General features: G+C 56.3%; 8 protein-coding genes and 1 pseudogene. 4 read left to right on the top strand and 5 right to left on the bottom strand.

All coding sequences use genetic code 11. The annotated features are described in order from the left end of the window. From HDE80_RS21630 to HDE80_RS21620, 3 genes and pseudogenes are all read right to left on the bottom strand, one after another. A pseudogene (locus tag HDE80_RS21630) lies at positions 1 to 1,880 on the bottom strand (hypothetical protein); the annotation flags it as partial. Between the two features lie 284 nt (positions 1,881 to 2,164). Then, positions 2,165 to 3,016 carry a DUF1868 domain-containing protein gene (locus tag HDE80_RS21625; RefSeq protein ID WP_255484080.1) on the bottom strand — a complete coding sequence of 284 codons (852 nt, stop codon included), beginning with the start codon at positions 3,014 to 3,016 and terminating at the stop codon, positions 2,165 to 2,167. Between the two features lie 110 nt (positions 3,017 to 3,126). After that, positions 3,127 to 5,697 (bottom strand): TonB-dependent receptor, encoded by a 2,571-nt coding sequence (locus HDE80_RS21620; protein ID WP_184674339.1) that lies wholly within the window; start codon positions 5,695 to 5,697, stop codon positions 3,127 to 3,129. Between the two features lie 182 nt (positions 5,698 to 5,879). Here HDE80_RS21620 and HDE80_RS21615 point away from each other — a divergent pair, with 182 nt between their 5' ends. After that, positions 5,880 to 7,031 carry an ROK family transcriptional regulator gene (locus HDE80_RS21615; protein WP_184674338.1) on the top strand — a complete coding sequence of 384 codons (1,152 nt, stop codon included), beginning with the start codon at positions 5,880 to 5,882 and terminating at the stop codon, positions 7,029 to 7,031. Between the two features lie 47 nt (positions 7,032 to 7,078). On the opposite strand, the gene HDE80_RS21610 is transcribed toward HDE80_RS21615, so the two are convergent. Continuing rightward, positions 7,079 to 8,071 carry a glycoside hydrolase family 68 protein gene (locus HDE80_RS21610; RefSeq protein ID WP_184674336.1) on the bottom strand — a complete coding sequence of 331 codons (993 nt, stop codon included), beginning with the start codon at positions 8,069 to 8,071 and terminating at the stop codon, positions 7,079 to 7,081. A 127-nt stretch (positions 8,072 to 8,198) separates the two neighbouring features. Beyond that, a complete protein-coding gene (locus HDE80_RS21605) occupies positions 8,199 to 8,495 on the bottom strand; it encodes a hypothetical protein (RefSeq protein WP_184674358.1) in 297 nt (98 codons plus the stop codon). Here HDE80_RS21605 and HDE80_RS21600 point away from each other — a divergent pair. The 3 genes from HDE80_RS21600 to HDE80_RS21590 are packed head-to-tail and all read left to right on the top strand — an operon-like array spanning position 8,439 to position 11,367. After that, positions 8,439 to 9,149: a DUF1868 domain-containing protein gene (locus HDE80_RS21600; protein WP_184674334.1), complete on the top strand. Its 711-nt coding sequence runs from the start codon at positions 8,439 to 8,441 to the stop codon at positions 9,147 to 9,149. The two genes, HDE80_RS21605 and HDE80_RS21600, sit on opposite strands and share 57 nt — an antisense overlap. Further along, positions 9,146 to 10,483 carry an extracellular solute-binding protein gene (locus tag HDE80_RS21595; protein WP_184674332.1) on the top strand — a complete coding sequence of 446 codons (1,338 nt, stop codon included), beginning with the start codon at positions 9,146 to 9,148 and terminating at the stop codon, positions 10,481 to 10,483. Before HDE80_RS21600 ends, HDE80_RS21595 begins: the two co-directional genes overlap by 4 nt. Then, complete coding sequence (locus HDE80_RS21590) at positions 10,480 to 11,367, top strand: sugar ABC transporter permease (protein WP_184674330.1); 888 nt, start codon at positions 10,480 to 10,482, stop codon at positions 11,365 to 11,367. Before HDE80_RS21595 ends, HDE80_RS21590 begins: the two co-directional genes overlap by 4 nt. Positions 11,368 to 11,369 lie beyond the last annotated feature (2 nt).

Here is an 11,369-nt window from a genome sequence, read left to right as displayed (position 1 = left end):
CTGCCACCGCCGATGCCGCCATCCGTGATGGCGCCAGCAAACACCGTGGAGTCCGCGGTGCCGACGGTCAAGGCATGACTGCCGAGAGCAACGATACTTCCAGCTGCACCGCTGAGATCCTGCAATGTCTCCGCGGTCGCCTGGGAGATATCCAGCGTGGCACCGGTACCGGTCAGAGCGACACCGCTGCTGGAGGCGATACTGCCGGCAACGCCACTGCTGTTAGTGCCGAGATACAGCGTGCTGCCGGCACCGATCGTCGTGGCGCCGGTGTATGTGGTGTTGGCAAGCAGGGTGAGCGGCAGGTTGCCGATCTGTTGCAGCGAACCGCTACCGCTGATATTGGAGAGCGAGACGGCGGTGATGCCATCCACGGCACCAGCCGTGTTGTCGACAATCAGTGTGCCGTTGTCCGTGATGCGATCGGTGCTCAAACCGTTGGCGCTGTCGGCAGTGAGCAAGCTGCTGTTGCCGCCGGAACTGTTGTAATAGCCGACCTGACCCGGCGTGCCGCTGGCATCGCCTTGCGTACCGTCGCCAAGTTGCAAGACGGTGCCGGCATCGATTTGGGTGAGGCCGTTGTAATACTCGCCCTGGGTAAAAATCACGTGGTTGGCGTTGGACGCGTTGCCCGTGATGACAACGTAGCCGAGGCCGGTCGTGCTGAGCGAATTCGAGTAGGGGCCGCCACCAATCGCGGTATTGAGCGTGGTCGTGCCGTTGTAGTCGAACCCGAGAATGCCGTTGTTGTCTAGGTTGATGTAGCTGTTATACGCATTGCCGGAGATGAACATCGTGCTGGTGGTACCGTCGCCGAACTGCACGATCGTTCCTCCGATGTTTACCCCGCGTTCGGAGGCATTACCTTTCAGCGTTGTGAAATTCAGCTTGGCATTGGATAGGCTCGGGTGGTTATCGTCGCCGGAGTCGCTGTAGCTGTAGACCCCGCGAAACATGATGAGACCGGGGGAGCCATTGAGATTGATGTCGTTTTCGTAACCGACTTCCCAGATATTCTGCGTAATATCGACCTGGCCCGGCAGGCCCATTACCGGCACGGGTGTGGCCGGCAGATACGAAGTCTTGATGACAATAAAACTCGTATCTGGGGTGCTTCCATACATATGGTCGGAGCCGATGTTGGCGCCGTCCAGCAGGTAGAGCGAAGGTCCCGTAAAAGTGTTCACGCCAAACAGGCGTAGGCCGCCGTTGGTGCCTGGACTGAGCACCGTAATGCCGCCGCTACCGCTCACCGTTCCGCCCAGCGAAATGACCTGGCTCTCGTTGGTGAGGCTACCCTCCTCCATCAGTAACGTGCCGTTGTCGAGAATATTGTTGTTCAACGTCACGGCATTGGCGGTGGCATTGCCCAGCTGCAGCGTGGTGTTGTTGCCGATCGTCAGCGAGACAGGGTCGGGATTGTTGACGACGGTGACGCCGCCATGGAAGACGTTCGGGCTGGTCAGGCCGTCGTAAGTGACGGGGAGAGAATTGACGTAGTCGTAGCTGGTGGTCTGCGTCTTTTGCGCGGCGGGCAGCGTATAGGTCGGTGTCTGGGTAAGGACGAGCGTCGAGGCCCCATTGGGCGAATCGACCGTTAGCGTTCCCGTACCCGAGATGACGCCGCTGTAGGTAGTGACGCCGGTCGGCAGGTTGATGGTGTAGTTGCCGCCCTGCAACGAAATGTCGTCATTTGCTGTGACCAGGTTGGTGATGTCACCACCGGCGCTGGGTGCCGTGACCTGTGCGAATGCGTCGACGCTGGTAGCAGCCAGCGCGATGCCAAGGATCACCACGAGTCGCTTTCTAGCGGGCTCGCCCTGGCCAGGCTTTTCTCTCAGCCAACGACCGTTATTGCCGAGACCGACAACGTGCTTCATCTGCTTGTCCCCTACCTAGATTTCTCAAATGAAGATGTCTAGGGGCTTCACGCGACAAGCCAATGCATCAAGAAGCACGGCCTCGGTCCGAAGAGCTCTGAGCCTGCCTTTATCCAGCGATTGTTTGCGATGCCCCCAGCATCGATCTGGCGCATCCTGCGATGTCAAAAGATCAGCAACAATTATGAAATCGCGTACGACGATTCATGTTTTCCAAATTTGCGATGCTCTCGTCAATTCCAGCCAGCTAAAGTCGGGTTTCTCCTGCAATGACGTCGGCCGCTTTAGACGTTCTTCAGAGCAAACTGTGTTTGATAGGCAAGCATGTCCTGGAACACGCAATACTCCGGCGAACCTAATTCAATGACAGGCAGCTTTTTGTTGAGTCTATGCAACATCTTCACGTAGGAGGATCGATAGCTCGCCTCCGCAGCCGGCGAAAACAAACGCACGTAATACGCGAAGCTTGTGTGGAATCGGTAGTCATCATGATTGGCATGCCGGATGCCCGTTGCCAGGGAAATTGCGTCGCGTAATTTCCGCAGTCGGCGGTTTTCCGCTGCATCGACTGGTTTCAGCAACACGCCGGCCGGGATATTCTCTACTTCATCCATATCCACCACCATGCGAATGGGCGCAGCGATGCCTGCGCTCATATGCTGCAAGCGGTCAGCCACGTCGCGATTGCATTCGTCCATGCTTGCATTCAACGGCAGCATCTGCGGCCAGTCGCCGGGTCTGCGGTTCGCGTTTGTTGCCCCATCGAAAATGGTCGAATGGTATGAACTGGGTGGAAGCCATGCCAGATTTCCGGCACGTGTGTTAGTCCGTAATTCTTCATAGGCCGCGCATAGTTCGTCGAGCGCCGGATTGGATTCGGCAATCGGGCAAATGATGGTATTTCCCGGATAAGGCTGCGCCGCTCCATCGACACTGAATTTTTCGCCCGGCCCGACATCCCGCGGCACAGCTGGCGGAGAGGCCAAACAGTTCATCGCACTTTGACGGTTTTGCGCAGCCCCTACACGACTCCATAACCCGGCCGTCACCACACCCGCATATCCAACCGAATTTCTAACAAGAAAGTTGCGTCGTGCTCGATCCACCATATCCACCATATCCACCATATCCACCATATCCACCATATCCTCGCTACTTTTGGCACTCCCCGAATCCAACGCACCCCAAAACATTCGCTTGGATAGGTGCGCAGGACCTATAACAAACTGTGGGAATAGCCAGCCTGTCAGAATTTGTACTTCACTTGAAAATTGACTTCTCGCCCCTCGATGGAGCGAGCCAGAATGACCCCACCCGTGCTGGCCGTGCCGAGGATGCGGGCATTGCCTTCCGTCAGGCCAATCTGGTTGGTGACGTTAGTTCCCTGCAGCCGGTATTCCCACCGATCGCCCACATCAGCCACCACGCCAAACGCGAGATCGTAGTAGTGACCGAGTGGCTGCAGTTCCTGCTGATCGCTGTAATGGCTACCGATATATTCATAGGTGAGCCATGCAGATAGCGAACCCCAACTGGTAGGTAATGTGTAGGCTGGAGTCAGGCGAGCTTGGAACGTTGGCTGCCGTGCCAACTGATAGCCATCGAAATCATTCTTGGGACTACACACCACCTGGGTCGTCGCGCCTTGATAGGTATAACAGCCGTTGCTACCGGTGTAATGCGAATCCTGATAGTCACCTGACAACGCGATCGAGAAATGCTCAAACGGCTTGATGGTCGTATCGAAATTGATGCCCTTTGCCTCGGAACCGTAGAGGTATGAGACCGTTTCTGTCGTGTCGCCTACGGCGACCAAAAGGCTGTTGGGTACGTCATCGAACAACCGGCGATAAACCGACACGTCGGCATAAATCCAGGAATCCTGGAACTTGAAGCCTGCCTCCATGTTGTGGACTTTTTCCACCGGCATGCTGGAGAAGCTTATAAAGTCGGTAAAAGCTGGGAAGTGCACGCCATCATTCAAGCGCACATAGGCGCTCATGTTGCTGTTGAACTCGTAGTTGGCGCCGATCGTCCATGAGGGCGCTATCTTGCCTTCGTAAAGGTTATGGCTTCCGGCTGCCTGATAGCGCGAGTTGTTGTTGTACAGCGTGTACGGATCATCATCCAGGTCGCCCGTGGCGGTGTTGGCCTGATTGACTTTTACATACTGATATTCGTCGCGAACGCCGGCGTCAAAGAGCCAGTTTCCAGCCTTCCAGCTATCACTTAGAAAGAACGCCGTGTTGAAGCCGGTACCAAGCAAATGGATGGCTGTCGTAGGGCCGCTGGTGAAACCTTGCGGACTAGCAAGCTGCCACGTTTGCGCGCCGTTGCTCAGGTTGACGGCAATAGGCGTTGGATTGCTTTTGGCCTGCAGCAGCATATCGCTGCCTTGAATGGCCAGTTCATTGGAGGTGTAGGTAGTGGTGTAATTGCCGAGCGTCAGGGTGTTGCCTTCAAAAAGTTCCTTGCTGACGTGGAACTCATTGCTGACCACATGGAACTGCTGTGATATGTCGCGAAGTTCCTGCGTCACCACATTCTGATTCATGTTAGCTGCACCGCCCGTCGTATACGTTGCGGTAGCCAACAAGCTGGCCGGCAGGTGGTCGGCGGTTTCGGCATGCGCAATGTAAGTGGATAACGGCATCGGGTTGTTGCCGGTGCTAAAGAATGCAAGCACGCTCATCGTGCCACCGTTGAAACCCAACTTGTCGGAAATCGACCAGCCATTGCCAAAATCCCAATCAAAATTGGCGCCGGTAAAGAACACGTCTGGACCACGGCCGTTGGCCAGATTTACTGACTTGCCGCCCGGTGTGCAGCCCGATGTGTAGCAAGGCGTGGTCTGCAGAAATTCATATTGATCTGCCCTGCTACCCATCGTGCCCGTTAGCGGACTAAACCCCGGGTAGGCGTCGAACTGACCGCGACTCGGATTGAGAATCGGCGTATCGGTGACGAACTGGTTTTTGTCGTTGAGATAGCGAGCAAAGAACATCAATGAGCCGTTATCCCAGTCACGCGTCAGTGTGGCCGTCAACTGACCACCTTTGTCAGCGGTGAATTGCGGATCACGCACGCCATCGGATTGCCGGAAGAATCCACCGGCGCTGCCATACCAATCACTGTCCTTGGCGAGCGGAAATCCCACAAAGCCATCGATGCGTTCCATCCCTTCCGAACCCACGGTGAGACCAACATCGCCACGCGGTACATCGGTGCCTTGCTTCAGGATGAAATTGGCAAACAGGCCCGGCTGGGCGCTGCCGTACAACACGGCCGGGCCGCCTTGGACAAGCTCTGCGCGCTCAACGGTGTCATCCAGGCGAAGCAGCGAGCCTTGCTCCAGATCGCCCAGTCCGGACATGGGGTAGAACGGTACACCCTGAAGCCCGATGGTGACGTATGGCGAACCACCGCTGCCCGGAAAACCGGCCACCTCGATATTGGCACCAGTCTGGCCACCCGATGATTCCACGTGCACGCCAGGCGAAGCTTTGAGCAGATCGTTGGCACTGGTCACATTGGCCTGACTGATCTGGTCTGCGGTGAGTGTCGTGATCGAGTAACTGGCATCGAGTTTCTTGACGCCACTCAGCGCCGCGTTGCCGGTAACGACGACCTGTTCCAGACTCTTGGCATTGCTCTGGTTTGCTGTCGAAGTCGACGGGTTCTTATCCTTCGCCGTATTGCTCGGTGAGTTGGTGTTTTCAGGAGCTGCCTCTTGCGCCCAAGCGGGGCTAAGAGCGCTCAAGATGGCCGCTGCAAACAGGGTTCGTCGAAGCAGCGTACGGGTAGCAAGCCTGGTCATGGTTATCCCCAAAAGTCAGAAGCCAAAGCAACGGTGTGCTATTTAGTTACTTTAACTAGCTTATCTTCGTAATTTTTCGACTTGATGACAGTCATTTCGTGCCAAAATCTTGTCATCTCAGCGCTTCCATGGCAAAAGTAGGAAGATTTAAATACATTATGTAGATAAATATCAGGATGACGATGGACAGTAACCTGGGTTACAACGAACGGCGGATCCTGGACCTGTTGCGCAGCAACGGGCCGATGTCACGTGCGGGCCTGGCACGTATGACCGCCTTGACCACGCCAAGCCTGACCCGCTTGACTCAGGTGCTCTCGGACAATCAGCTGTTGCTGGAGCTGCACAAGGTGCGCGATGGCCAACGTGGCAAACCGGCACAGCTGATCAAGCTCAATCCGGATGGCGCCTTCGCTGTCGGCATCGCGGTGCAATCGGAATACCTGTCGGCCTGCATCACCGATTTCGAAGGCAATCTGCGTGCGAGCGCTGCGCACAATCTCGCAGAAGCCGACCCGACCGTTGTGGCGAATCTTTCGGCAACCATGCTCGATCGGTTGCTTATCGAGGCCAATGTTCCACGCGATCGTGTGCTTGGTGCCGGTATCTGCATGCCAGGCACCACCATGGGTGAATACGGTACGGGCTTGAAGCTTACGGGCATGCATTCCTTTCCGGAGGAGTACAGCGCATGGAAGCAACTCGATATTCCCACCCACTTCCAACAGGCGCTGGGGTTTCCTTGCTGGCTGGAAAACAGTTCCAAAGCCGCCGCTTTGGCCGATATGTATTTTGGTGCAGGCCAGCGGCTGCGCAATTTCGCGGCTATCCACATCGCCTACGGTATCGGTGGCGGACTGATCCTGGAGCGCCGTCCTTATCGAGGTACGTTAGGACGTGCTGCCGAATTTGGCGGGCTATATCCGTATGGAGAACCAAGACCCTCTGGCCGCGACTTATTGCTTTTCCTCGCCGACCGGATGACAAAACCACCACAACTCATGCGTGATCTTGCCCAGTCGCATATCCCCGATGGTTTGATCATGGAATGGATTGAGCGAGTGGGACCTTATCTGCTCGACCTTTCGCGCCAATTGAGCGTCATCCTCGATATCGAGGCGATCGTATTGAATGGCCTGCTGCCAATCTCTGTCTTCACACATATCGCGCGTATGTTGCGTGAGCAGTTGCCGCGTGCGATCCCTGAAGGCTTGAGTGTGCCGGAGATTATCGTGTCGCAAAATGCCAAGTCGGGCCTTGAGCTTGGCGCATCAAGTCTTCCCTTGCACTTCATGACTTCCATTACGTCGTACTCGGAGCCCCAAAAGGGATGATCAAAACGATCATCTGCATCGCGCATTGAAATCAACACGCATACAGATCATTTTTTCACGATGCCATAAGCGCTGGCGTCAACCTGCAAGAATCCATCGCCATCCACGACGACGGGCATGGGATCGGTGAGATCGCCAACGAAACGGCCATCCTGATCGTTTTTGAGAAACGCCATGAATTGCAGCGAGCCGTCTTGAGCACACATCACGCGGCCGGCATACAGCCGTCCCAGCGCATCGCCCACCAAAAAATCGCCCGCTGCGAGACGCCATTCACCGAGCGGATGATCGGCGATCAGGTAATGCGTGCCGATCACGGGCGTCGATGCCGAGTCAGGTGTTTGCGTATCGGCACTTGCGGTTGTTCCTGTGCAGAACAGGCAATACCAGCGCCCTTCCAGCTCGAAGATTTGCGGTACTTCCATATGTCCGAATAGGCCGGATCGAAACAACGGCGGACGCAGCGACCAGTGCTGCAAATCCTTCGATACGGCATGAGCGATAACACCGCGGCCGCTGCCCGGCCCAACGGCTTCGCGAGCGGTGAACACCATATGCCAGCCATCACCGTCCGGATCTTCGAAGACCCAGGGATCGCGGCAAGCCTCCTCATACCAAAGTTCACGGTCCAACGTTTCGTAAAGCGTGCCATCGGCTTCGAGCACGGGATTGTCGTGCAAGCGTTCCCATTGATGCAGATCATCCGAAGCCGCCACACCAATCCGTTGAATCACCCCCTCTTCCGCACGACTGGTACCGGTATAGAACATCAGCCACTTGCCCTGCGGCGAGCGCACGACCGAACCGGTCCACGTGGTGTAGTCATCCCAGGCCGACATCAGCGCGGGACGTAGCGCCGTGCCGACCTCGGTCCAATGCAGCAAATCCTCCGCCACGGCATGACCGATCGACACATGCCAATGGCGTTGATTGGGATCGTCTAGCGACTTGGGCGCCTGCAGGAAAAAAAGGTGTGTCCGTGCGCCCTCCTGGACCATCCAGAAATCCCAAACCCAACGGTCCTCCAGACGGAAAGCCATGTCGTTCGCTCGCAAGAAGTCAGCGCCGGTTGCGCCGAAAAATACTACTCATAAAGTTAGTTAATTGCACGCAAACTGACTTATTTAGATCTCGATAACATGCCTTCGCACGCGGACGATTCCTTACCTACGGCAAATTTTCCCATTTATACAGGTCTTTTTGGAGACAGAACGACGTCAAATTGAGACTATTAGCTTGAGCGAGAGATTGTAAAAAATATGACACACAATGAGTGATAATCTCTGCGGCATCGATTTCTACACCGGCGGCCGCGCGAAACAGCTCGCGCATGATCGGCCGAAGGACGCCTTCTCCATCGGCCGCATTTTGACGTACGCGCCGCATTCGCTTTGAGGTTTTCTGAGAATGCTTGACAAGCTCCATCAGCCGCTTAGCCACCTCAATCTCAAGTTCGATGCGCATGGCAACGTGCTGCGCCATCCAGGCAATACGCTTATTTGCCACGTCCCGTTGTTCACACCGTTATCGGATGGCTTGGTCGAGGTGCGCGATCGGATCAAGGCCGGCCCGTTCGCCGATTGTGTGACCATGCTGCCGCCGGAGAGCTATCACATGACGGTGTTCGAAGGCGTGGTGGATCAGCCTCGATCGAGGGAGCAATGGCCAATCGAGTTGCCGCTGAATACCACTCTGGCCGAATGTACGCGCTTCATGGCGAGGCGATTGCGCGCCTTTGACCTTGGCGGCGAGCCATTTTTTCGCATGCGGATCGCCGAGGCTGCCGAGCAGAGAGGTATCGGCATGGTGACGCTGGTCCCAACTGATGCCGAGGAGGTACGCAAGATTCGTGACTTACGCGATCGCCTGTCGAAGTGCTTGGGTATCCACAGTCCTAACCATGATCATTATGTGTTTCATATAACGCTTTCCTATCTCATCAAACCGATGAGCCTGGAGGCGGTGAAGCAGGCTCTGGATTTCAACAGCACGCTTTATAGCGAGCTAGCAGAACACGTCGGCACCATCACGCTGGGCGCGCCGGAGTTCTGTACGTTCAACGATATGCACTGCTTCGACAATCAGTTTTTGCTGCTGCGTCAGGAGCACCCCGCATGAAGTCCAGCGCTGGCGCACGCATCCTCGCTTGGGTGCTGTCGGCTTTAGTAGCCGCAGCCCCGGCGGCGACGTGTGCTGCAGCGGATTTTGACTTCTGGTATGCGCACGGCGGGATTTACGCGCAAGCCATCGAATCGATGTGCGCGAACTTCAATGCGGCATCACTGCAGGATCATGTTCACTGTTTCCCGCAAGGCACCTACGAACAGACCTTGCGCAAGACGGTGGCTGCCTATCGGGCCGGTCGCCAGCCAGCGCTCGTTGAAATCTACGATATCGGTAGCGCCGACATGCTGCTGAGTGGCGCCGTTTATCCGGTCGACACGCTGATGCAAGCCATGGGTCACCCCATTGATGCATCGGATTACCTCAAGGGTATTCGGCGGTTTTATGCAACAGAGAATGGACGTCTGCTCTCGCAGCCGTTCAGTGCATCGACGCTAGTGCTTTATGCCAATCGGCAAAAATTGACGGCAGTCGGTGTGGACCACCTCCCGCAAACTTGGGAAGCTTTCGAAGCGGCGATGGAAGCACTACACGCGCACGGAAAAAGTTGTCCTGCTGTGTCCGACTACACGCCATGGAAGATGCTTGAACAAATCAATGCCGTGCAGGGAGCGCCCATCGCAAGCGCCAATAACGGTCATGAAGGGCTTCAAGCACGTTATGAGTTTGCCGACGGCGTGCATCGGCGTTTCATGAATGACGTAGCCCGCTGGTACTCACGAGGGCTGCTCGTACCCGCGATCATGACGCGCGCCAACGACCAGACCTTGGCGTTTGCCGACGGCGAATGTGCGATGTCGGTCGATGCGACGGGTGCCTATGCCATCGTGAAAAAAGCGGGACTAGTCGATGCCGAAGTTGGCCTGCTTCCTGTCTACGCAGGTACCAAGCGTTACGGCACCACGATCGGCGGCTCATCGCTGTGGGTACTCAAAGGACAGAGTGCTTCTGTCTATCCGGCTGTAGCCAGGTTCCTCGCTTATTTACATGACCCTCGACAGCAACTCATGTTCGCACGGCGCACGGGTTATCTGCCGCTGACCCACGAAGCAGAAGAAATCCTTACCACCGCACCGGACGCAGAGCCCGATGCGATCCGCGAGGGACTCGCTTCCTTGGAACTACCGAACAACGATTATAACGCCGGCACGCGATTGGGTTTCACGCCCTTGTTCCGACTGATCTGGCAGGACGAAGTGCAGCGTGCACTAGGCGGCAAAGAAACCATGGATACTGCGCTGGAGCATGCCCAGGTACGCGGCAATCGTCTGCTTGAGCGTTTCCAGACGACCTACATAGACGCGCCGCGCGCAGAGGACGGGCCATGAAGTCCAGTGCACGCTTCCATGGCCATTGGATCCCCTTGGCACTGGGTTTACCACAACTCGTGCTGATCGCCCTGTTCTTCTATTGGCCAACGCTCAAAGCGTTCTGGTGGTCTTTGCACCTCGTGTGCCCATTCGGCAACTGCTCGACGTTCGTCGGCCTGGGCAACTACACCCGCGAACTCACGGACAGCAGTTTCTATGCGGCACTACGTACCACAGCCCTCTTCGCCGCGTTTGGCGTCAGCCTGTCCATAGCCGTTGCACTGTTCTTGGCCGCCATGGTGGAGTTACACCGTCGCACCGGCGGATTGTTCCGCTACCTACTTATCTGGCCCTATGCAGTAGCTGGCTCTGTACTAGGCGTCATTCTGAAAGTCGCCGCCAGTCCCAGCATCGGACCACTGGGCTATCTCAATACGTTATGGCCTGGCTTCTGGCAGCCCTATCTCAACGGAACGCAGTCCATGCTGATGGTCGTGTTCGCTTTTGCCTGGACGCAGATACCGTTCAACTTCATCGTTTTCGTGGCGGCGCTGCGAGCAATTCCTGCGGAGTATCTGGCTGCCGCCGCGATCGATGGCGCGGATCCTGTACGCCGCTTTATCGATATCCAATTGCCGATGCTCAAGCCACAACTGTTCTTTGTGGCCACCATCAACCTGATCGAATCCTTCACCAACAGTTTCGCGATCGTCGACACGATGACGCAAGGCGGTCCCGGGCGCGCGACGAACATCTTGGCCTATAAGATTTATACGGATGGCTTCATTGGCCTCGATCTCTCGGGCTCTTCCGCCTTGTCGATGATGCTTATGCTGCTGGTGTTCGCGGCATGCTTCGTCCAGTTCTTTGTTTTCGAACGCCGCGCACGGCAGGAGGGCTGAGC

It is taken from the genome of Rhodanobacter sp. A1T4, from assembly GCF_014207185.1.
Taxonomy (GTDB): Bacteria; Pseudomonadota; Gammaproteobacteria; order Xanthomonadales; family Rhodanobacteraceae; genus Rhodanobacter.
This window is presented reverse-complemented; position numbering and strand designations above follow the sequence as displayed.